At 70.8% G+C, this 21,179-nt stretch carries 22 protein-coding genes; 9 read left to right on the top strand and 13 right to left on the bottom strand.

Annotated elements, in window-relative coordinates; genetic code table 11:
- Window positions 1–6: 6 nt before the first annotated feature.
- The 10 genes from AC5Y6X_RS19425 to fadD8 form a co-directional block, all read right to left on the bottom strand.
- Window positions 7–1,359, bottom strand: coding sequence for a hypothetical protein (locus tag AC5Y6X_RS19425; RefSeq protein ID WP_499988512.1), 1,353 nt, complete (start codon window positions 1,357–1,359; stop codon window positions 7–9).
- A complete protein-coding gene (menE, locus tag AC5Y6X_RS19430) occupies window positions 1,356–2,432 on the bottom strand; it encodes an o-succinylbenzoate--CoA ligase (protein WP_324681145.1) in 1,077 nt (358 codons plus the stop codon). Before menE ends, AC5Y6X_RS19425 begins: the two co-directional genes overlap by 4 nt.
- A gap of 68 nt (window positions 2,433–2,500) precedes the next feature.
- The gene (locus AC5Y6X_RS19435; protein WP_324681086.1) at window positions 2,501–2,803 is read right to left on the bottom strand and encodes a DUF3349 domain-containing protein; all 303 of its coding nucleotides are present in this window, start codon (window positions 2,801–2,803) and stop codon (window positions 2,501–2,503) included.
- A 54-nt stretch (window positions 2,804–2,857) separates the two neighbouring features.
- Complete coding sequence (locus AC5Y6X_RS19440) at window positions 2,858–3,157, bottom strand: hypothetical protein (RefSeq protein WP_324681085.1); 300 nt, start codon at window positions 3,155–3,157, stop codon at window positions 2,858–2,860.
- Complete coding sequence (locus tag AC5Y6X_RS19445) at window positions 3,154–4,380, bottom strand: inorganic phosphate transporter (RefSeq protein WP_324681084.1); 1,227 nt, start codon at window positions 4,378–4,380, stop codon at window positions 3,154–3,156. The genes AC5Y6X_RS19440 and AC5Y6X_RS19445 overlap by 4 nt, the downstream gene beginning before the upstream one ends.
- A 93-nt stretch (window positions 4,381–4,473) precedes the next feature.
- Entirely contained in the window at window positions 4,474–4,884 is a 411-nt protein-coding gene (locus AC5Y6X_RS19450; protein ID WP_324681083.1) for a VOC family protein, read from the bottom strand.
- 44 nt (window positions 4,885–4,928) lie between these two features.
- Entirely contained in the window at window positions 4,929–5,813 is an 885-nt protein-coding gene (locus tag AC5Y6X_RS19455; RefSeq protein ID WP_324681082.1) for an SDR family oxidoreductase, read from the bottom strand.
- Window positions 5,814–5,929: 116 nt separating this feature from the next.
- On the bottom strand, window positions 5,930–6,844 hold the full coding sequence (locus AC5Y6X_RS19460; protein WP_324681081.1) for a 1,4-dihydroxy-2-naphthoyl-CoA synthase: 915 nt from the start codon (window positions 6,842–6,844) through the stop codon (window positions 5,930–5,932).
- Window positions 6,845–6,848: 4 nt separating this feature from the next.
- The gene (locus AC5Y6X_RS19465; RefSeq protein ID WP_324681080.1) at window positions 6,849–7,298 is read right to left on the bottom strand and encodes a nitroreductase family deazaflavin-dependent oxidoreductase; all 450 of its coding nucleotides are present in this window, start codon (window positions 7,296–7,298) and stop codon (window positions 6,849–6,851) included.
- Window positions 7,299–7,321: 23 nt separating this feature from the next.
- The gene (fadD8, locus tag AC5Y6X_RS19470; protein ID WP_420715962.1) at window positions 7,322–8,956 is read right to left on the bottom strand and encodes a fatty-acid--CoA ligase FadD8; all 1,635 of its coding nucleotides are present in this window, start codon (window positions 8,954–8,956) and stop codon (window positions 7,322–7,324) included.
- Window positions 8,957–9,042: 86 nt separating this feature from the next.
- Between fadD8 and AC5Y6X_RS19475 the strand changes: the two genes are divergently transcribed.
- The 7 genes from AC5Y6X_RS19475 to AC5Y6X_RS19505 all read left to right on the top strand — a co-directional run bounded on the left by AC5Y6X_RS19475 (window position 9,043) and on the right by AC5Y6X_RS19505 (window position 16,541).
- Entirely contained in the window at window positions 9,043–10,659 is a 1,617-nt protein-coding gene (locus AC5Y6X_RS19475; protein WP_499988515.1) for an amidohydrolase, read from the top strand.
- Window positions 10,656–11,627 (top strand): o-succinylbenzoate synthase, encoded by a 972-nt coding sequence (locus AC5Y6X_RS19480; protein WP_499988517.1) that lies wholly within the window; start codon window positions 10,656–10,658, stop codon window positions 11,625–11,627. The genes AC5Y6X_RS19475 and AC5Y6X_RS19480 overlap by 4 nt, the downstream gene beginning before the upstream one ends.
- Window positions 11,624–12,412, top strand: coding sequence for an alpha/beta fold hydrolase (locus tag AC5Y6X_RS19485; RefSeq protein WP_324681076.1), 789 nt, complete (start codon window positions 11,624–11,626; stop codon window positions 12,410–12,412). The genes AC5Y6X_RS19480 and AC5Y6X_RS19485 overlap by 4 nt, the downstream gene beginning before the upstream one ends.
- Before the next feature lie 34 nt (window positions 12,413–12,446).
- Complete coding sequence (gene menD / locus AC5Y6X_RS19490; protein ID WP_499988519.1) at window positions 12,447–14,081, top strand: 2-succinyl-5-enolpyruvyl-6-hydroxy-3-cyclohexene-1-carboxylic-acid synthase; 1,635 nt, start codon at window positions 12,447–12,449, stop codon at window positions 14,079–14,081.
- Window positions 14,082–14,088: 7 nt separating this feature from the next.
- Window positions 14,089–14,607, top strand: coding sequence for a DUF3592 domain-containing protein (locus AC5Y6X_RS19495; RefSeq protein ID WP_499988521.1), 519 nt, complete (start codon window positions 14,089–14,091; stop codon window positions 14,605–14,607).
- A 95-nt stretch (window positions 14,608–14,702) separates the two neighbouring features.
- A complete protein-coding gene (locus AC5Y6X_RS19500; RefSeq protein ID WP_499988522.1) occupies window positions 14,703–15,830 on the top strand; it encodes a glycosyltransferase family 4 protein in 1,128 nt (375 codons plus the stop codon).
- 18 nt (window positions 15,831–15,848) lie between these two features.
- Window positions 15,849–16,541: a demethylmenaquinone methyltransferase gene (locus AC5Y6X_RS19505; protein WP_499988523.1), complete on the top strand. Its 693-nt coding sequence runs from the start codon at window positions 15,849–15,851 to the stop codon at window positions 16,539–16,541.
- 115 nt (window positions 16,542–16,656) lie between these two features.
- Here the strand turns inward: AC5Y6X_RS19505 and AC5Y6X_RS19510 are convergent, their stop codons facing one another.
- From AC5Y6X_RS19510 to menJ, 3 genes are all read right to left on the bottom strand, one after another.
- On the bottom strand, window positions 16,657–17,064 hold the full coding sequence (locus AC5Y6X_RS19510; RefSeq protein WP_324681071.1) for a DUF732 domain-containing protein: 408 nt from the start codon (window positions 17,062–17,064) through the stop codon (window positions 16,657–16,659).
- Between the two features lie 57 nt (window positions 17,065–17,121).
- Window positions 17,122–17,796, bottom strand: a complete 675-nt coding sequence (locus tag AC5Y6X_RS19515) for a class I SAM-dependent methyltransferase (protein ID WP_499988525.1) — start codon at window positions 17,794–17,796, stop codon at window positions 17,122–17,124.
- Between the two features lie 116 nt (window positions 17,797–17,912).
- Entirely contained in the window at window positions 17,913–19,139 is a 1,227-nt protein-coding gene (gene menJ, locus AC5Y6X_RS19520) for a menaquinone reductase MenJ (protein WP_499988527.1), read from the bottom strand.
- A gap of 47 nt (window positions 19,140–19,186) precedes the next feature.
- On the opposite strand from menJ, the gene grcC1 reads away from it, so the two are divergent.
- Window positions 19,187–20,194 (top strand): nonaprenyl/(2E,6E)-farnesyl/geranylgeranyl diphosphat synthase, encoded by a 1,008-nt coding sequence (gene grcC1 / locus AC5Y6X_RS19525; protein WP_499988529.1) that lies wholly within the window; start codon window positions 19,187–19,189, stop codon window positions 20,192–20,194.
- A 91-nt stretch (window positions 20,195–20,285) separates the two neighbouring features.
- Window positions 20,286–21,155: a zinc metalloprotease HtpX gene (gene htpX / locus AC5Y6X_RS19530; protein ID WP_499988531.1), complete on the top strand. Its 870-nt coding sequence runs from the start codon at window positions 20,286–20,288 to the stop codon at window positions 21,153–21,155.
- The last annotated feature ends 24 nt before the right edge of the window (window positions 21,156–21,179 follow it).

Here is a 21,179-nt window from a genome sequence, read left to right on the forward strand (position 1 = left end):
GTCCACCTACCAGTTCGTGAAGATCACGGTGTTGATGGCCAGGGCGCCGACGACGTTGAGCGCCAGCCACATTCGATGCGATCGCACCGGCAGCAGCGCCGGCGCCGCGGTCAGCCACACGGTGAACGGCAACCAGATCCGCTCCACCTCGGCCTTGCTCAGCATGCTCAGGTCGGCGACGGCGATGGCGGCCAGCATCGCCAGCAGCAGCAGGTGAAAACCGGAGCGACGGCGCACCGCGGCCGCGTCGAACACCCGGGCGAGGCCGGCGACGCTGCCCAGCCCGATCGCGCACACCACGCACGCCAGGTTGGCCCAGCTCCAGTACGCGAACGGCCGGTCCTTCGCGATTCCCTGCCAATACCGTTGCTGCACAAGATCATAGCCTTCGAACCAGTAGAACCCGGCGACGGCGAAGGTCACCGCCACCGCCAGCGCGGCCAGGAAAGCCGGACCGAGCGCCCGCAGCACCGCCCGCCAATCCGACGCCGACACCAACACCGCCAAAGCCGGAATGCCCATCAGCGCAAGGCCGTAACTGACGAACACCCCCCAGCCCAGCAGCAGGCCCGCCGCGGCCGCGACGAACGCGGGGAACCGGACCGAGCGGTGCACCGCCACGGCCAGCAGCGCGATGCCCCAGGCCGCCACCCCGGCGAAGTACCCGTCGGCGGAGACCGCCACCCAGATCGCCGCCGGCGCCACCGCGACGAATGGCGCGGCCCGGCGCGCGGTCTGCTCGTCGGCCAGCGCGCGGACGCCGATCAGCACCGCCGCGGCGGCGCTGGAGCCGGCCAGCAGGCACAGCAGCCCGGCCCAGGCGCCGCCGTGCAGGCCGATCCGGTCCAGCCACACGAACGTCAGCAGCGCGCCCGGCGGATGTCCCGAGACGTGGGTGACCCACGAGTCCGGCTGGAAGTCGAGAATGCGGCTGGAGAAGGTGCGCAGCGTGGCCGCGATGTCGGTGATGCCCCCCACCGCGGACAGGTACTCGTCGCGGGTGGTCAGCCGTCCGGCGAAGCCGCGCCGCCAGCCGTCGATCATCGCCAGCGCAAACGCCCACCCGCACGCGGTGGCCCAGGCGCCCAGCGTCAGCCACCGCCACGAAAGGCGCTGTGCCACAGCCGGTCCCCACGCAACGGCGGCGACCGCGATGAGGATCGCCGGCCCGGTTCCCCAGCCGACGTGGACGTCCCAGTAGCCGAAGATCGGTGCGGCCCCCGCCCGCATGGCGAAATGCTCCAGCCCGGTGCTTTGCCGGGGTTTGACGCCCCAGTTCAGCCGGGGCAACACGAACGCCGCCGTCAGCAGGGCGACACCGAACGCGACGGCAAACCACTCCCGGCGAGCGACTCTCACGAGGAGCAGCCTAGGAACCGCCGCACCAGCGCCGCCCGGTCCACCTTGCCGATGCCGCGTCGCGGCAGCGCGTCGACGATGTGCAGCTCGCGCGGCGCCGCGGTGGCGTCCAGCGTGCGCGACACGTGGGCGCGCAGGTCATCCAGCGTCGGGGGCTCGCAACCGTCGCGCACCACGACCGCCGCGACCACCCGCTGGCCCAGCGTTCCGTCGGGCAGCCCGAAGACCGCGCAGTCGCCGACGGCGGGATGGCCGCACACCGCGGCTTCCACCGGCTGCGGCAGCACGGTCAGCCCGCCGGTGCTGATCGCGTCGTCGGCGCGGCCCAGCACCGTCAGCACGCCCGCGTCGTCGATCGCCCCGAGGTCGTCGGTGCGGAACCAGCCCGGCTCGGCGAACGGATCGGGGTCGATCGGGTTGCGGTAGCCCCGGGCCAGCGTCGCCCCGCCGATCGCGATGCGCCCGTCGTCCAGCCGCACCCGCACCCCGTTCAGCGGGATGCCGTCGTAGACGCAGCCGCCGGCGGTCTCGCTCATCCCGTAGGTGCGCACCACCGCGATGCCCGCCGCCGCGGCCGCCTCGAGCACGGGTCGCGGCGCCGGTCCGCCGCCGATCAGCACGGCGTCCAGGCCGGCCAGCGCGTTCGTCGCCGCCGGATCGGTCAGCGCCTTGGCCAGCTGCGCCGCCACCAGCGACGTGTACCGCCGGCCGGAGCCCAATCGGCTTACGGCACTGGGCAATTGGGTCGCGTCGAAGCCGGCGGACACGTCGAGCTCGACGGGCGCGGAACCGGCGAGCACGCTGCGCACCAGCACCTGCACCCCGGCGATGTGATACGGCGGCAACGCCAGCAGCCAGCTTCCCGGGCCACCGAGCCGGTCGTGGGTCGCCGACGCGCTAGCGGCCAGGGCGGACGCGGTCAGCAGGGCGCCCTTGGGCGCGCCGGTGGTTCCCGACGTCGTCGCGACCAGGGCGATGTCGTCGTCGATGGCCTCGCCGACGCGCAGGGCTCGCAGCTCGGATTCGCGACCCGCCGGGATCACGACCAGGGCGGGATCGCGGCCCTCCAGCACGCGGGCCAGGGCGGGCAACAGCGACGCGGCGGCGGAGCCCGGGGTGACGCGCAGCGCACGCAGGACGGCTATGCCGGGGCTCCATCGTCGTGCTCGCCGTCGAGCGGCCAGCCTTTGGCGGCCAGGCGGGTGCGCACTCGCTCGATGTCGTCGGCCGACGGCAGTTCGTCGGTGAGCTTGCTGATCGCCACCCCGATGTCGATCTTGTCGAACTCGCCGCGCGCCATCAGCTCGGAGGCGACGGCCTTGACTTCGTCGTTGGTGAGCCGCCGGGACAGCAGCGCGAGCACCGCGAACGTGTCGGTAGCCGGAACGCCTTCGGGATATCCCGCGCGCAACCACGAGACAACCGAACTGAGGAATCGGTTCACTTCGCTATCTCTCCGCGCGATGGGATAGGCAGTGCTGTGGACAACGATTCAATGCTACTTAGGCTTGGCCCCCAGAAAGGCCTGACCCGTCTGATGCGCGATGAAATCGCGCGAGATGTACAGCAGGGCCAGGGCGATCACCCCAATCACCACCGCGTAGATCGCCCACGCGAGCGCCAGCAGCAGCGGATTGCGGTGTGGTGCAGCGCCGTGGGGGCCGACCCGCCCGGCGCCGACGGCGTGGAACCGCAGGCCGAGCGCGAACAGCCCCGGCAGCGCGGCCCCGGCCAGCATCGCGAACAGCAGGATCTTCAGCGAGGCCTGGTAGTTGAACCAGTCGCCGACATGGCTCATGAGGCGTTCCCCGCGGCCACCGCGTCGCGGTTCGACTCCGGCTCGCCGGGCCCGGTGTCCGATGGCGGCGTGTGATCGCCCGAACCCTCGAGACCGGCGGTGAGGCTGCCCTCCCACTCGGCGTTGACGTTGTTGTGGTCGACCTTGACCTTGCGCGAGCGCGCGTAGATGGCGGCCGAGACCGCGACCAGCAGCCCGAACCCGATGATCGCACCGGGGAAGCCCCCGATCAGGTGCACGATCCAGTAGGTGACCGCGCCGACCGACCCGGCCAGCGGAAGCGTCACCAGCCACGCGACCGCCATCCGGCCGGCCACCCCCCAGCGCACCTCGCCGCCGGGCTTGCCCAGGCCGCTGCCCAGCACCGATCCGGTGCACACCTGCGTCGTCGACAGCGCGTAGCCGAAGTGCGCGGACAGCAAAATGACTGCGGCGGAAGAGGATTCGGCGGCCATGCCCTGCGGCGACTTGATCTCGACCAGGCCCTTGCCCAGGGTGCGGATGATCCGCCAGCCGCCCAAATAGGTGCCCGACGCCATGGCCACCGCGCACCCGACGATGACCCACAGCGGCGGCGCCGCGGCGGTCTTGCTGATCGACCCGTAGGACATCAGCGCCAGGAAGATGATGCCCATGGTCTTCTGCGCGTCGTTGGTGCCGTGCGCCAGCGAGACCAGCGAGGCCGAGCCCCACTGGCCGTAGCGGAAGCCGGCCTCGGTGCGACCGCTCGGAATCCCCCGGGTGATCCGGTAGACCAGCCAGGTGGCTATCGCCCCGACCGCGATCGCCAGGAACGCCGACACGACGGCCGGAATGATCGCCTTGGACACCACGCCCTTCCAGATCACGCCGTGCCCGCCGACCGCGGCGATGGTGGCCCCGACGATGCCGCCGATCAGCGCGTGCGAGGAGCTGGACGGGATGCCCAGCAGCCAGGTCAGCAGGTTCCAGACGATGCCGCCGACCAGGCCGGCGAACACCAGCTCCAGCGTCACGATGTGGGCGTCGATCAGGCCCTTAGCGATGGTCGCCGCGACCGCGGTGGACATGAACGCGCCGACCAGGTTGAGCACCGCGGACAGCGCGACGGCGGCCTTGGGCGCCAGCGCGCCGCTGGCGATGGAGGTCGCCATCGCGTTGCCGGTGTCGTGGAAGCCGTTGGTGAAATCGAAAGCGAGTGCCGTGATTACGACGATTATGAGGAGGAACAAATCAATGTTCACAGCGCCTGATTCTGGTAGTCGGGGGATTCAATTGTCGAACGCTGAGAAGGCGGAAACGCAGGTGTACCTCGACTCGTCGTTGAATGTTAGCGCTTAGTTAACCTCGCGTTCCCCACGCTCGCCGCGCGTGTCCCGGCGCAGCGGGTGATCGTCCGGGACCTCGACGAATATCAGCGTGATCCCGTCCGGATCGGTCACGTGCATTTCGCGCAGGCCCCACGGCTCGGGGCGCGCCTCGCGGGCGATCGCCACCCCGCGGCCCTCCAGCTCGGCCTGGGTGGCCGCGACGTCGCGGACCTGCAGCCACAGCGCGCCGGGGAAGGGACCCCGGGAGTGGTCGGGGCTGCCGTAACCGGCCAGCTCCAGCAGGGATTGGCCGGCGAAGAAAACCGTGCCGGCGCCGTAGTCGCGGGCTATCGCCAGGCCGATCTTGTCGCGGTAGAAGGTCAACGACTGCTGATAGTCCGCCGGCCGGAGCAGCATCCGGCTGGCCAGGATGTCCATGACCTCGTGTCTATCACGCCCCTAGGGCGCCGGGCGGCGATGGGTTATCGGGGTTCGTCGAGGTGCTCGGCGCGTCGCTGCATCAGCGCGTTGACCCAGCGGGGGCCGACGGTGTTCAGCGCGTTGAGGGCGACGGCGATCCGCGGCGCGATCCGCACGGGCCGGGTGCGGGCGGCGGTGAGCATCCATTCGGCGGCCTCTTCCGGGCTCAGCGCGGGCATCCCCTCGTACGCCTTCGTGGGCTTGATCATAGGAGTCGCGACCAGCGGGTAGTAGAGCGTCGTCGAGTGCACACCCCTGCGGCCCCACTCGGTCTCCACCACCCGGCTGATCGACCCCAGCGCGGCCTTCGACGCGTTGTACACCGAGAACATCGGCGACGCCTCCGACATCACGCCCCAGGTCGAGACGTTGATGATGTGGCCGTTGCGCCGCTCGAGCATGCCGGGCGCCAGCCCGCGGATCAGCCGCAGCGGGCCGTAGTAGTTGAGTTGCATGGTCCGCTCGACGTCGTGCCAGCGTTCCAGCGATTCGGCCAGCCCGCGCCGGATCGACCGGGCCGCGTTGTTGATCAGGATGTCGACCCCGCCGATGCGGTTTTCGACGTCGGACACCAGCGCGTCGATGGCGTCCATGTCCGACAGGTCGCAGGGCATGGCCAGCGCCGTGCCGCCCGCCGCCGTGATCCGGTTTGCCACCGCGTCGAGCAGTTCCTTACGGCGGGCCACGGCGACCACGGTCGCGCCGTGCCGGGCGAACAGCTCGGCCCCGGCCTCGCCGATGCCCGACGACGCCCCGGTGAGCAGGACGCGCTTGCCGTTCATGTCGACCGGCTTGATCGCGGGCCGGAGTATCTGCGGCGAGATCGGCGGCCGCATGGTCGTCAGCACCAGCTCGTCGGTGATGCGGCGGAGGGGGCTTCTGCTCACACGCGGGAGTCTAGGCGGGCCGCCCTTCGCCGAGATCGACGCCACCGTGCGGCCCACTCGAACTTTCTCGCGCTGGCGTCGATCTCGCCGACGACGGGGCGGGCCGCCCGACCGCCCTAGAAGTAGCGCGGGAACGGCGTCCAGTCCGGGGCGCGCTTTTCCAGGAACGCGTCCCGGCCCTCGACGGCCTCGTCGGTCATGTAGGCCAGCCGGGTGGCCTCGCCGGCGAACAGTTGCTGACCCACCAGCCCGTCGTCGAGCAGGTTGAACGCGAACTTCAACATGCGTTGCGCCTGCGGCGATTTGGCGTTGATCTCGGCCGCCCACTGCACCCCGGCCCGCTCCAGCTCGGCGTGCTCGACCACCGCGTTGACCGCGCCCATCTGGTGCATCTGCTCGGCGGTGTAGGTGCGGCCCAGGAAGAAGATCTCGCGGGCGAACTTCTGGCCCACCTGACGGGCCAGGTACGCGCTGCCGTAGCCGCCGTCGAAGCTGCCGACGTCGGCGTCGGTCTGCTTGAAGCGGGCGTGCTCGCGGCTGGCCAGGGTGAGGTCGCAGACCACGTGCAGGCTGTGGCCGCCGCCGGCCGCCCACCCGTTGACCAGGCAGATGACCACCTTCGGCATGAACCGGATCAGCCGCTGCACCTCGAGGATGTGCAGCCGGCCGGCGCGGGCGGCGTCGACGGTGTCGGCGGTCTCGCCGGAGGCGTACTGATAGCCCGAGCGGCCGCGGATGCGCTGATCGCCGCCGGAGCAGAACGCCCAGCCGCCGTCCTTGGGCGACGGCCCGTTGCCGGTCAGCAGCACCACGCCCACGTCGGGGGACATCCGGGCGTGGTCGAGCACCCGGTACAGCTCGTCGACGGTGTGCGGCCGAAACGCGTTGCGCACCTCGGGCCGGTCGAAGGCCACCCGCACCGTCGCGTCGGAGACGTGGCGGTGGTAGGTGATGTCGGTCAGGTCGGCGAACCCAGCCTCGATGTCCGAGACGGGCTTCCAGTCCTCGGCGTGAAAAGGGTTGTCGGTCATCGGATTACACCGGCTCCAGGCGGAACACCGCGCAGCGGCCGGCCAGGGCCTCGAACTCGTCGGGACGCCCCTCGGTGACCAGGCCGGCTCGCTTCATGAAGCCGACGCCGGTGGGCACCTCGGTCGGGAACGCACGCAGAATCGGCCGGGCGTCGTCGGGGGGCAGCTCCACCATCCGCACCCGCTGGACGCGGCGGCCGCGCGCGATCGTCGCCTGTCGTGCCGCGCGCACATTTTCGACCCAGTCCGCGCCGGGGAATCCGGCGACGACGTACTGTTCTCCGTCGACGGTCATCGGCGTCACCGGCGTCGAGCGTTCACGCCCCGACTTGCGGCCTTTCACCGTCAACACGACGGGGCTCTCCCCGCCGAAGCTCATGCCCAGCCGCGACATCCGGACGAAGACCTTGTTCGCCGGCTTCAGCCACCACGGCGGCCGGATTCGCTCAGGCATGACTGCAACCCTAGCCGGGCGACCTAGCCGACCGAGCGGGCGGCGCCCTCCCAGAACTGCGCCCGCACGGCCTTCTTGTCCGGCTTGCCCAGCCCGGTCAACGGCAGCGACTCGACGATCACCACCCGCTTGGGCGACTGCACCGAACCCTTGCGGTCCTTGACCGCGGCCTGGATCTCGGCGGTCATGGCCTCGATCGCGGCGTCGTCGCGGGGCGCGTCGGCGCGCAGCACGACGACGGCGGTGACCGCCTCGCCCCACTTGTCGTCCGGCGCGCCCACGACACAGACCTGCGCGACGGCCGGGTGCTCGGCGACCACGTCCTCGACCTCGCGCGGAAACACGTTGAAGCCGCCGGTGACGATCATGTCCTTGACGCGGTCGACGATGTAGTAGAACCCGTCCTCGTCCTCGCGGGCCATGTCGCCGGTGTGCAGCCAGCCGTCCTTGAACGTCTTGGCCGTCTCGTCGGGCAGATTCCAGTAGCCGCCGGCCAAAAGCGGTCCGCTGACGCAGATTTCGCCCGGCTCACCCTGCGGCACCGGCTTACCGTCCTCGCCCAGCAGCGCGACCCGCGCGAAAAGCGTTGGGCGCCCGCAGGACGTGAGCCGCTTCTCGTCGTGATCGCCCTTGGCCAGGTAGGTGATCACCATCGGCGCCTCGGATTGCCCGTAGTACTGGGCGAAGATCGGGCCGAACCGCCGGATCGCCTCGGCCAGCCGCACCGGGTTGATGGCCGAGGCGCCGTAGTACACGGTCTCCAGCGACGACAGGTCCCGGGTGTGCGAGTCGGGGTGGTCCATCAGCGCGTACAGCATCGACGGCACCAGCATCGTCGCCGTAATGCGTTGCTCCTCAATGACTTTCAACACCTCGGCCGGGTCGAACTTGCCCAGCACATACATCGAGCCGCCCTTGACCACGGTGGGCGTGAAAAACGCCGCGCCCGCGTGCGACAGCGGCGTGCACATCAGGAAGCGCGGGGCCTCCGGCCACTCCCACTCGGCGAGCTGGATCGTCGTCATCGTGGCGATGTTGCCGGTGGTGCCGATCACGCCCTTGGGCTTGCCGGTGGTGCCGCCGGTGTAGGTCAGTCCGCCGATGTGGTCGGGCCGCAGATCCGCTACCACCAGCGGCCGCGGCGGGTACTTGGCCGCCTCGGCGGACAGGTCCACCGCCACGCCGCTCAACGCCTCCGGCACCGGGCCGATGGTGAGGATCTGCTTCAGCGAGTCCACCCGCTCCAGCAGCCCCAGCGCGCGCTCGACGAACATCGGATTGGGGTCGATGATCAGCGCGCTGGCGCCGGCGTCGGAGAGCACGTAGGCGTGGTCGTCCAGCGAGCCCAGCGGATGCAGGGCCGTGCGCCGATACCCCTGGGTCTGGCTGGCGCCGAGGATCATCAGCACCTCGGGTCGGTTGAGCGAAAGCAGCCCCACCGTCACGCCGGTGCCGGCGCCCAGCGCGTCAAACGCCTGGACGTACTGGCTGATCCGCTCGGCCAGCTGACCGCCGGTCAGCGTGGTGTCGCCGAGGAACAGCACCGGCTTGTTCTTGTGGCGCTTGAGCGCGCCCACCAGCAGGTGGCCGTTGTGGGTCGGGTTGCGCAGCAGCTCGTCACCCATGGCGCCGCTCCTCCTCATCGCTTTGCTCTGCATCGCCGCCGGCGCGACTCATGCACGCCAGACTAGAACGTGTTGCAATTCGGGTCGGCCGGACCCTCCGACCACTAGCATCCGTGCTCATGGCTGGGGTTGATTCCAAGGCAGATCTCGTCATCACCGGAACCGTGCTCACCGTCGACGAAAAGCGGCCCACGGTCGAGGCGGTCGCCGTCGCCGACGGCCGGATCACCGCCGTCGGCGCCAGGTCCGACGTCGAGGCGCTAATCGGCCCGGGCACCCAGACCATCGACGTCCGTAATGGCTGCGTCATGCCGGGATTCGTTGAGGCGCACGGCCATCCGTTGATGGAGGCCGTCGCGCTGTCGGACCGCATCGTCGATATCCGCCCGGTCACCATTCGCGACGCGGACGACGTCGTGGCGGCGGTCCGCCGCGAGGCGGCCGCGCGGGGCGCCGACGGCGCCTACCTCAACGGGTGGGATCCGCTGCTGCAGCCCGGGCTGCCGCAGCCGACGCCGGCCTGGCTCGACGAGATCGCACCCGACGGGCCGCTGGTGATCATCCACAACTCCGGGCACAAGGCCTTCTTCAACTCGCAGGCCGCCCGCCTCAACGGCCTGAACCGCGACACCCCCGACCCCAAGGGCGCCAAATACGGCCGGGACGCCGACGGCGAACTCGACGGCACCGCCGAGGAGATCGGCGCGGTGTTCCCGCTGCTGGGCGGCGCCATCCGGGCCGGCGACTACCCGGCGATGCTGCGCGCCGAATGCGCCCGGCTCAACCGCGCCGGGCTGACCACCTGCTCCGAGATGGCGTTCGACCCCGCATTCCGGCCGCTGGTCGAGCAGCTGCACGACGAGCTCACCGTGCGGCTGCGCACCTACGAGATCTCCAACCCGCAGATGTCCACCACCGCCGTCCCCAACCAGGGCGACGACATGCTGCGCCAGGTCGGCATCAAGATCTGGGTGGACGGCTCGCCGTGGATCGGCAACATCGCGCTGTCCTTCCCCTACCTGGACACCGATGCGACCCGCACCATCGGCGTGACGCCCGGCTCCTGCGGATGCGCCAACTACACCGCCGACCAGCTGACCGAAATCGTCGGCGCCTACTTCCCGTTGGGCTGGCAGATGGCCTGCCACGTACACGGCGACGACGGCGTCGACACCATCCTCGACGTGTACGAGGAGGCGCTGCGCCGCCATCCGCGCGACGACCACCGGCTGCGCCTCGAACACGTCGGTGCGATCCGGCCCGATCAACTCGAAAGGGCCGCCGCGCTCGGGGTCACCTGCAGCATCTTCGTCGATCAGATCCACTACTGGGGCGACGTCATCGTCGACGGCCTGTTCGGGCCGGAGCGCGGATCCCGTTGGATGCCAGCGGGATCCGCGGTGGCCACCGGCATGCGCATATCGTTGCACAACGACCCGCCGGTCACGCCCGAGGAGCCGCTGCGCAACATCAGCGTGGCCGCGACCCGCACGGCGCCGAGCGGCCGGGTGCTGGCGCCCGAGGAGCGGCTGACCGTCGAACAGGCCATCCGCGCGCAGACCATCGACGCCGCCTGGCAGCTGTTCGCCGACGACGTCACCGGATCGCTACAGGTCGGCAAGTACGCGGACATGGTGGTGCTGTCGGCCGACCCCCGCGCCGTGCCGCCCGAGCGGATCGCCGACCTGGACGTACGCGCGACGTTTCTGGCGGGCCGCCAGGTCTACGAACGGTGACTCCGCCGCTGCAAGACCTGCTGGACCGCCTGCACGTGGTGGCGCTGCCGATGCGGGTGCGTTTCCGCGGCATCACCACCCGCGAGGTCGCGCTGATCGAGGGCCCCGTGGGCTGGGGCGAGTTCGGGGCGTTCGTCGAATACGGGGCCGCCGAGGCCGCCGCGTGGCTGGCGTCGGGCATCGAGTCCGCCTACCGCCCACCGCCGCCGCCGCGGCGCGACCGGATCCCGATCAACGCCACCGTGCCCGCGGTCGCGGCCGCCACGGTGCCAGAGGTGCTCGGCCGGTTTCCCGGCGCGGCCACCGCCAAGGTGAAGGTCGCCGAACCGGGGCAGACGCTGGCCGACGACGTCGCGCGGGTCAACGCGGTGCGGGAGCTGGTGGAAACCGTGCGGGTGGACGCCAACGGGGGCTGGAGCGTCGAGGAGGCCGTCGCGGCGGCGGCCGCGCTGACCGCCGACGGTCCGCTGGAGTACCTCGAGCAACCCTGCGCCACCGTCGGCGAGCTCGCCGAGCTGCGCCGGCGCATCGACGTGCCGATCGCCGCGGACGAAAGCATCCGCAAGGCCGACGACCCGCTGGCCGTGGTCCGCGCCCGCGCCGCCGACATCGCGGTGCTGAAAGTCGCTCCGCTGGGCGGGATTTCGGCGCTGCTCGACATCGCCGCGCGGATCGACATCCCGGTGGTGGTCTCCAGCGCGCTGGATTCGGCGGTCGGCATCGGCGCCGGGATGGCGGCCGCCGCGGCGCTGCCGCAGCTGCGCCACGCCTGCGGGCTGGGCACCGGCGGGCTGTTCGCCGAGGACGTCGCCGAGGCCGCGGTACCCGTCGACGGGAGCCTGGCCGTCGCGCCGGTGACCCCGGATCCCGCCCGGCTGCGGGCCCTCGAAGCGCCACCGCAGCGGCGGCAGTGGTGGATCGACCGGGTCAAGGCCTGCCACCGGTTGCTTGTAACGTCGTCCGAGTGACCAACCTGGCTTTCGACGACCGCGGTACGGGTGAACCCGTCGTCTTCATCGCAGGCCACGGCGGCGCCGGGCGCACCTGGCTACCGCATCAGGTACCGGCGTTCCTGGCGGCGGGATACCGCTGCATCACCTTCGACAATCGCGGGATCGGCGCCACCGAGAACGCCGAGGGATTCACCACCGAGACCATGGTCGCCGACACCGCGGCCCTGATCGAAAAGCTCGACGCCGCCCCCGCCCGCATAGTCGGGGTGTCGATGGGCTCGTACATCGCCCAGGAACTGATGGTGGCCCGGCCCGAGCTGGTCAGCGCCGCGGTGCTGATGGCCACCCGCGGCCGCCTGGACCGCGCCCGGGAGTTCTTTCAGCAGGCCGAGGCCGAGTTCTACAAGTCCGGCATCCAGCTGCCGGCCGCCTACGAGGCGAAACTGCGCCTGCTGGACAGCTTTTCGCGCAAGACCATCAACGACGACACCGCCGTCGAGGACTGGATCGCCATGTTCAGCACCTGGCCGACCAAGCAGACCCCGGGGACGCGCGCCCAGCTGAACGTGTCGCCGCAGACCAACCGCCTGCCCGCCTACCGGAGCATCACCGCGCCGGTGCTGGTCATCGGCTTCGGCGACGACCTGGTGACCCCGCCGCACCTGAGCCGGGAAGTCGCCGACGCGATGCCCAACGGCCGCTACGTGGAGATACCCGACACCGGTCACCTCGGGTTCTTCGAGCGGCCGGAGGCCGTCAACGACGCGATGCTGAAGTTCTTCGCCGACAACAAGGCCTGAGGCCCCGCCGACAACCCTGTGACACCCTGTAGGGGTGAACCCCTCGACGACACAGGCCCGCGTCGTGGTCGACGAGCTGATCCGCGGCGGCGTCCGCGACGTGGTGCTGTGCCCCGGGTCGCGCAATGCCCCGCTGGCGTTCGCGTTGCAGGACGCCGATCGCTCCGGCCGGCTCCGGCTGCACGTGCGCATCGACGAGCGCACCGCGGGATACCTGGCCATCGGGCTGGCGATCGCCGCCGGCGCGCCGGTGTGCGTCGCGATGACGTCGGGCACCGCGGTGGCCAACCTGGGCCCGGCGGTGGTGGAGGCCAACTACGCGCGGGTGCCGCTGATCGTGCTGTCGGCCAACCGGCCCTACGAATTGCTGGGCACCGGGGCCAACCAGACCATGGAGCAGCTGGGCTACTTCGGCACCCAGGTGCGCGCCACGATCAACCTGGGCCTGGCCGAGGACGCGCCCGAGCGCATGCCCGAGTTCAACGCCACCTGGCGCTCGGCCACCTGCCGAGTGTTGGTGGCCGCCACGGGTTCTCGCACCGCCAACGCCGGCCCGGTGCACTTCGACATCCCGCTGCGCGAACCCCTGGTGCCGGATCCCGAGCCGCAAGCGGCGACGCCGCCGGGCCGGCCCGGGGGCCGGCCGTGGACGTACACGCCGCCGGTCAGCTTCGACCAGCCGCTGGACATCGACCTGACCGCCGACACCGTCGTCATCGCCGGGCACGCCGCCGGCGAGCAACCCAACCTGGCCGAACTGCCCACCGTCGCCGAGCCGACGGCCCCGGCCCCGGCCAACCCGCTGCATCCGCTGGCCCTGCCGCTGCTGCGACCCAAGCAGGTGATCATGCTCGGCCGGCCCACACTGCACCGCCCGGTGTCGGCGCTGCTGGCCGACCCGCAGGTGCCGGTGTACGCCCTCACCACCGGCCCGCGCTGGCCCGACGTCTCGGGTAACTCGCAGGCCACCGGCACCCGGGCGGTCACCACCGGGACACCGGATCCGGCGTGGCTGCACCGCTGCGCGGAGATGAACCGGCACGCGGTCACCGCCGTCCGGGGCCAGCTCGCGGCGCACCCCCTGACGACCGGCCTGCACGTCGCCGCCGCCGTCGCGGACGTGCTGCGGCCGGGCGACCAGCTGGTGCTCGGGGCGTCGAACCCGGTCCGCGACGCGGCGCTGGTCGGCCTGAACACCCACGGCCTCGAGGTCCGGTCCAACCGCGGGGTCGCCGGCATCGACGGCACGGTGTCCACCGCGATCGGGGCGGCCCTGGCCCACGAGAGGGCCCACGACGGGCGCACCGTCGCGCTGATCGGTGACCTGACGTTCGTGCACGACAGCTCCGGGTTGCTGATTGGCCCCACCGAGCCGACGCCGCGGCAGCTGACCATCGTGGTGTCCAACGACAACGGCGGCGGCATCTTCGAACTGCTCGAGCAGGGCGACCCGCGGTTCTCCGACGTGTCGTCGCGGATCTTCGGCACCCCGCACGACGTCGACGTGGGTGCGCTGTGTCGCGCCTACCACGTGGAGAGCCGGCAGATCGAGGTCGAGGAGCTCAACGCCGCCCTCGACGAACCCGGAGCCGGCATGCGGGTGCTGGAAGTCAAGGCGGACCGTTCGTCGCTGCGACAGCTGCACGCCGCCATCAAGGCCGCCCTATGAGCACCCTGTGATATCGCCGAAAACGTTGTTGCACATCCTCATTCACGGCCGCAGCGACGAACCGCCGAGGACCCGAACGAGGATCGTGTTGCGGTGGGTGCGAATCGCGGTGCTGATCCTGACGGGTTTGATCACGCTGCAGTCGGTGCTGCTCGTCGCCGGCGCCTGGCGCAACGACCTTGCCATCCAACACAACATGGGCGTGGCGCAGGCGGAGGTGCTCAGCGCCGGGCCGCGGCGGTCCACCATCGAATTCGTCACACCAGAGCGCGTCACCTACCGGCCCGAGCTGGGCGTGCTGTATCCGTCGGAATTGTCCACCGGCATGCGGATTTACGTCGAATACAACAAGCGGGACCCCAACCTGGTCCGAGTGCAGCACCGCAACGCCGCGCTGGCGATCATCCCGGCGGGCTCCATCGCGGTGGTGGCCTGGCTCGCCGCGGGCGTGCTGCTGGGCGGCCTGGCGCTGCTGGACAGGCGGCTGGATCGGCGCACCGAGGCCGCCAAGGCCGCCAAGGTGTAACGAAGATCACCGCCCTAAGCCTTTGAGCAGCAGATTTCGCGCCCCGTATGCGCGTCGGCAACCTTGCCGACAGGCAGCGCTGCCATCCTGATGGCGTGCGCGTTGCAATCGTCGCCGAATCGTTCCTCCCCAACGTCAACGGTGTCAGCAACTCGGTGCTGCGCATCCTGGAGCATCTGCGCCGAACCGGCCACGAGGCCCTCGTCATCGCGCCGGACAACCCGCCGGGCCAGCCCAGGGCGGAGCGAGTTCACGACGGCGTCCGGGTGCATCGGGTGCCGTCGCGGATGTTCCCCAAGGTGACCACGCTGCCGCTCGGTGTGCCGACGCCCCGGATGCTCAGCGTGCTACGCGGATTCGATCCCGACGTCATGCACCTCGCGTCACCGGCGCTGCTCGGTTACGGCGGGGTGAAGGCGGCCCGCCGACTCGGGGTGCCGACGGTCGCCGTGTACCAGACCGACGTGCCCGGTTTTGCGGCCAGCTATGGCATCCCGATGACCGCGCGGGCGGCGTGGGCGTGGTTCCGCCACCTGCACGGCCTCGCCGACCGCACCCTGGCCCCGTCCAGCGTGACGATGGAAACGCTTGTCGCCCACCGGTTTCCGCGGGTGCACCGGTGGGCGCGCGGAGTCGACGTGCTGCGGTTCGCGCCGTCGGCGCGCAGCGAGGCGCTACGGCGGCGGTGGTCGCCGCACGGCAAGCCGATCGTCGGGTTCGTGGGCCGGCTCGCCCCGGAAAAGCACGCCGAGCGGCTGGCCGCGCTGGCGGCCGACGGGTCGGTGCAGCTTGTCATTGTCGGAGACGGCGTCGACCGGCGCAAGCTCCAATCGGCCATGCCCACAGCGGTTTTCACCGGCGCGCTGTACGGCGAGGAGCTCGCAGCGGCGTATGCCAGCATGGACGTCTTCGTGCACACCGGCGAGCACGAGACGTTTTGCCAGGTCGTGCAGGAAGCGCTGGCGTCGGGGCTGCCGGTGATCGCCCCCGACGCCGGCGGCCCACGCGACCTCGTGGCGCCGTGGCGCACCGGATTGCTGTTGGGAGTCAACGAGTTCGAGGCGCGGCTGCCGACCGCCGTCGCGCACCTGGTGCAGGAACGCCACCGCTATTCTCAGGCGGCCCGGCGCAGCGTCCTCGGCCGCAGCTGGCCGGTCATCTGTGACGAGCTGCTCGGCCATTACCGGGCGGTGCTGGGCACCCGCGGGGCCCGGGCCGCCTGACCAGGTAGCGTCGACGGCGTGAACCGCGCGGCGCTGGACAAGGACCCTCGTGACGTTGCGTCGATGTTCGACGGCGTCGCGCGCCGGTACGACCTGACCAACACCGTGCTGTCGCTGGGCCAGGACCGGTACTGGCGTCGGGCCACCCGGTCGGCGCTGAAGCTGACGCCCGGCCAGAAGGTGCTCGACCTGGCCGCCGGCACCGCGGTGTCCACCGTCGAGCTGGGCAAATCCGGGGCCTGGTGCGTGGCGGCCGATTTCTCGGTCGGGATGCTCGCGGCGGGGGCCACGCGCAAGGTGCCGAAGGTCGCCGGCGACGCCACCCGGCTGCCGTTCGGTGACGGCGTATTCGACGCGGTCACAATCAGTTTCGGGTTGCGCAACGTCGCCGACCCGCAGGCGGCACTGCGTGAGATGGCCCGCGTCACCCGGCCCGGGGGCCGGTTGGTGGTCTGCGAATTCTCCACGCCCACCAACCCGCTGTTCGCCACCGCCTACAAGGAATACCTGATGCAGGCGCTGCCCCGGGTGGCGCGAGCGGTCTCCAGCAACCCGGACGCCTACGTCTATTTGGCGGAGTCGATCCGGGCGTGGCCCGACCAGGCGAAGCTGGCGGGTCAGATTTCCCGCGCGGGCTGGTCAGCGGTGCGCTGGCGCAACCTGACCGGCGGCATCGTGGCGCTGCACGCCGGCTACAAGTCCCTGCGGTGACCGAGGCCTATTCGAAGGCCTAGTTCGCCATCACGCCGCGAGGGTGCGCAGTTGTACGCGATTTACGGCGTGTCGCCGTGCGAACACGCACACTCGCGGCGGTGGGTGGTCGCGCCTAGCGGCCGGCGCTTTGGATGAAGGGGGTCTGGTCGGGGCAGTAGTGGTCGATCGCGGCGCCCAGGAACTGGAACGCCTGGCCCTGGGTCGTGCCCCGCGGCAGGTTGTGCTGAACGAAATCGGCGGACTTGTACGGGTCGCGGTCCACGCCCCTGTTGATCCGTTCACAGCTGATCTTGGCCAGCCAGGCGAGCTGATCCTGCGGCTGGTAGATGCCGAAGCCGTTGACGGTGTTCTTGAACGAGGCGTCGTAGTCGGTGGGCGGCGACGGCGTCCGCGGCGTCGGGTACGGCGGGTTCGTCGGCGGCGGGTCGGCCTGGGCCGGCGCCTGCAGTGCGATGGCCCCCGCCGCCATGGCCGCCGTGGCCGCCATGGCGAGGCTGGTGAGCAGCTTGGTTCCCCTCATTAGCCGGACTATACACCTCGGCGATGTCGCGAGATCAGCGAATCGGAATCGGCGAAATCAGCCCAGATGGGCGGTCAACAGCCAGCCGCCGACCGACTTGAGGCCGTCGGGCTCGTCGCGGACTCCGACGAACGGCATGAGGGGCGAGCTCTCCGGCAGGTTGGCGTACAGGCGGGCCGGCCTGATCTCGTCGACGACCCAGTACCTGGATACCGCTTCGCGCAGCTCGTCGGCGGTGACCGCGTTGATCGGGCCCTCCGGCACGGCCGCCCTGTCGAACACCAGGGCGAAATAGGAGGCGCCGGGCGCGGCGGCGCGGCTGATCGACCGCTGGTAGCCCTCGCGCGCCTCCACCGGGATCGAGTGGAACAGGGTGGAATCGACGATCGTGCCGAACCGGCCGTCGTACCCGGTGAACGAGCTGATGTCGGCCACCTCGAAGGTGACGTTGGTCAGGCCCCGCCGCGCGGCCTCGCGCCGGGCCAGGTCGATCGCGGTGGGCGACAGGTCCAGCCCCACCGTGGTGTGCCCCCGCTCGGCCAGCGCCAGCGAGATGGCCGCCTCGCCGCATCCCACGTCGAGGACGTCGCCGTGGAACCTGCCCTGCTCGATCAGCGCGGCCAGCTCGGGTTGCGGGGCGCCGATGCTCCAGGGCGGGCGCGCACCCTCGCCCAGTTGGGCGGACTCACCGCGGTAGGCCGTTTCGAACTCGAAATCGATTGATTCAGTCATGCGTCCAGGTATATCAACCACCCTGATACATGTCAACCATCCTGATATCGGCGAGCAGACGCAAAGGCACCCATTTCCCGCCGGATTTGGGTGCTTTTGCGTCTGCTGGCGCGGGTTCAGCTGAACGGTGTTCGGCGATCGAGCAGCCGCGACAGCCGGCCGCCGCCGCGCCACGCCCGCGCGACCCAGTCGGCATCGTCGTCGGTGACCAGGTTGGCCATCACCCGCACGGCGATCGTCATCAGCGTCGTGGAGCGCATCGCGACCGGGCCGGTGGCGGGCAGGAACCGCTGGAAGGTGAGCAACAACGCCAGCCGCCGCGCCACCGAGAAGCCGCGGCCGTAGTGGTGGGCCAGCAGCGACGGCCATTCCCGCGACAGGTCGCGGGAGTCCAGGAGCTCGGCGGCCAGGCGCCCGGTCTCCAGGCCGTAGTCGATGCCTTCGCCGTTGAGCGGGTTGACGCAGGCCGCGGCGTCACCGATCAGCATCCAGTTGGGCCCGGCCACCCCCGAGACCGCGCCGCCCATCGGCAGCAGCGCCGACGCCACCGCCCGCGGCGGGCCGGTAAAGCCCCACTCGTCGCGGCGCAGGTCGGTGTAGTACGAGATCAGCGGCCGCAGCGCCAGGTCCGCCGGGCGTTTCGACGTCGACAGCGCCCCGACGCCGATGTTCACCTCGCCGTTGCCCAGCGGGAAGATCCAGCCGTAGCCGGGCAGCACGGCGCCGTCGGGGGAGCGCAGTTCCAGGTGCGACGTCAGCCACGGGTCGTCGCTGCGGGGGGTGGTCAGGTAGCCGCGGGCGGCGACGCCGTACACCGTCTCCTGATGCCAGCGCCGGCCCAGCTTGCGCCCCAGCGACGAGCGGGCGCCGTCGGCGACGATCAGCCGGTCACAGCCCACCTCGGTGCCGTCCGCCAGCACCAGCGACGTCACCCGCCGCGACGAATCATGGTGGGCGGCAACGACTTTCGTGCCGAGCAGCATCCGCGCCCCGGCGTCCTCGGCGACTTTGCGGATCCGGTCGTCCAGCTCGAAGCGGGCCACCGCGCTGCCGGTCGACGGGAACGACGGCCCGGGCCAATCCACTTCCACCTCGCCGCCGAACCCGCTCATCCGCAGCCCCCGGTGCCGGATCCGGGTGTCCAGCCACTCGCCCAGCCCCAGCCGTTCCAGCTCGGCGACCGCGCGCGGGGTCAGCCCGTCGCCGCAGGCCTTGTCGCGGGGGAAGGCGGCCGAGTCGATGACCAGCACGTCGCCGCCTGCGCGTGCGGCCCAGGCCGCAGCCGCCGAACCGGCGGGTCCGGCGCCCACGACCACCAGGTCGGCTTTGGTCTCCACGCTCACCAGTATGTTGGTCGGGTGAGTACTTCGGCGAACAGCGGGTGGGTCGGGTGAGGACTCCCGCAACTGTGGTGGCGGGCGTCGACTTCGGTGACGCCGATTTCGCCGAGAAGGTGCGCGACGGCGTCGCGAAGATCGAGCGGCTCATGGACACCGAGCTGCGCAGCGCCGACGCGATCATGACGGACTCGCTGACGCACCTGTTCAAGGCCGGCGGCAAGCGGTTCCGGCCGCTGTTCACGGTGCTGTCCGCCCAGATCGGGCCCAACCCGGACGCCACCGAGGTGACGATCGCCGGCGCGGTCATCGAACTGGTGCACCTGGCCACGCTGTACCACGACGACGTGATGGACGAGGCGGAGGTCCGCCGCGGAGCCCCGAGCGCCAACGTGCGCTGGGGCAACAACGTCGCCATCCTGGCCGGCGACTATCTGTTCGCCACGGCCTCGCGGCTGGTGTCGCGGCTGGGGCCGGAGGCGGTGCGGCTCATCGGGGAAACGTTCTCTCTGCTGGTGACCGGGCAGATGCGCGAGACCCGCGGGGTCGCCGAGGGGTCGGATTCGATCGAGCACTACCTGAAGGTGGTCTACGAGAAGACGGCCTGCCTGATCTCGGCCGCCGGCGAGTTCGGCGCCATCTACTCCGGCGCGGACGACGACCAGGTCCAGCGGCTGAGCCGGCTCGGCGGCCTGGTGGGCACCGCGTTTCAGATCTCCGACGACATCATCGACATCGACAGCGACCCCCGCGAGTCGGGGAAGCAGCCCGGCACCGATGTGCGCGAGGGCGTGCACACCCTGCCGATGCTCTACGCGCTGGCCGAACCCGGGCCCGAGGCGGCGCGGCTGCGTGAGCTGCTGGCCGGGCCCGTCGCGGACGACGGCGCGGTGGCCGAGGCCCTGACGCTGCTGCGGGCGTCGCCCGGCATGGCCAAGGCCAAGGATTTCCTAGCCCAACACGCCGCAAAAGCGCACCATGAGCTGGCCCTTTTGCCCGACGTGCCCGGTCGGCGGGCGCTGCAGGCGCTGGTCGACTACACCATCAGCCGGCACGGCTAGCGCGTCGCGGAACCCGCGGGGTCGTCTCGGGCGTTCAATTAGCTGTAATGAGCGGCAACGAGCGAGAAAAAGTGTTCCTAGGAGGACACGGATGACCTGGCATCCGCATGCCAACAGCCTGAAGACCTTCGTCCTGTTGGTCGGCATGTCCGCGTTGATCGTGGCCATCGGGGCAATGTTCGGCAGGACGGCGCTGATCTTCGCGGCGCTGTTCGCCGTCGGGATGAACGTCTACGTCTACTTCAACAGCGACAAGCTGGCGTTGCGGGCCATGCACGCGCAGCCCGTGTCGGAGCTGCAGGCGCCGGTGATGTATCGGATCGTGCGGGAGCTGGCCACCAGCGCGCACCAGCCGATGCCGCGGCTGTACATCAGCGACACCAACGCGCCCAACGCCTTCGCCACCGGCCGCAACCCGCGCAATGCCGCCGTGTGCTGCACCACCGGCATCCTGGACATCCTCAACGAGCGCGAGCTGCGCGCCGTGCTGGGACACGAGCTTTCGCACGTCTACAACCGCGACATCCTGATTTCGTGCATCGCCGGGGCGCTGGCGTCGGTGATCACCGCGCTGGCCAACATGGCCATGTTCGCCGGCATGTTCGGCGGTGACCGCGACGACGACAACCCGCTGGGAGCCGTTGGGCTGCTGCTGGTTTCGCTGCTGGGCCCGATCGCCGCGACGGTGGTGCGGCTGGCGGTGTCGCGTTCCCGGGAGTACCAGGCCGACGAGTCGGGCGCCGTGCTCACCGGCGACCCGCTGGCGTTGGCGTCGGCGCTGCGCAAGATCTCCGGCGGCGTGCAGGCCGCCCCGCTGCCGCCCGAGCCGCAGCTGGCCAGCCAGGCGCATTTGATGATCGCCAACCCGTTCCGCGCGGGCGAGCGAATCGGGTCGCTGTTCTCCACGCACCCGCCGATCGAGGACCGCATCCGCCGGCTGGAAGCGATGGCGCGGGGTTAGCCGAAACTGCGTACCATCGGAGTT

This window comes from Mycobacterium sp. NGS26 (genome assembly GCF_059813025.1).

Coding starts and splice junctions, on each gene's coding strand:
- AC5Y6X_RS19460 (WP_324681081.1), bottom strand. CDS start 6,844: ATGACCGACAACCCTTTTCACGCCGAGGACTGGAAGCCCGTCTCGGAC.
- AC5Y6X_RS19475 (WP_499988515.1), top strand. CDS start 9,043: ATGGCTGGGGTTGATTCCAAGGCAGATCTCGTCATCACCGGAACCGTG.
- AC5Y6X_RS19440 (WP_324681085.1), bottom strand. CDS start 3,157: ATGAGCCATGTCGGCGACTGGTTCAACTACCAGGCCTCGCTGAAGATC.
- AC5Y6X_RS19465 (WP_324681080.1), bottom strand. CDS start 7,298: ATGCCTGAGCGAATCCGGCCGCCGTGGTGGCTGAAGCCGGCGAACAAG.
- AC5Y6X_RS19510 (WP_324681071.1), bottom strand. CDS start 17,064: ATGAGGGGAACCAAGCTGCTCACCAGCCTCGCCATGGCGGCCACGGCG.
- AC5Y6X_RS19450 (WP_324681083.1), bottom strand. CDS start 4,884: ATGGACATCCTGGCCAGCCGGATGCTGCTCCGGCCGGCGGACTATCAG.
- AC5Y6X_RS19515 (WP_499988525.1), bottom strand. CDS start 17,796: ATGACTGAATCAATCGATTTCGAGTTCGAAACGGCCTACCGCGGTGAG.
- htpX (WP_499988531.1), top strand. CDS start 20,286: ATGACCTGGCATCCGCATGCCAACAGCCTGAAGACCTTCGTCCTGTTG.
- fadD8 (WP_420715962.1), bottom strand. CDS start 8,956: ATGCAGAGCAAAGCGATGAGGAGGAGCGGCGCCATGGGTGACGAGCTG.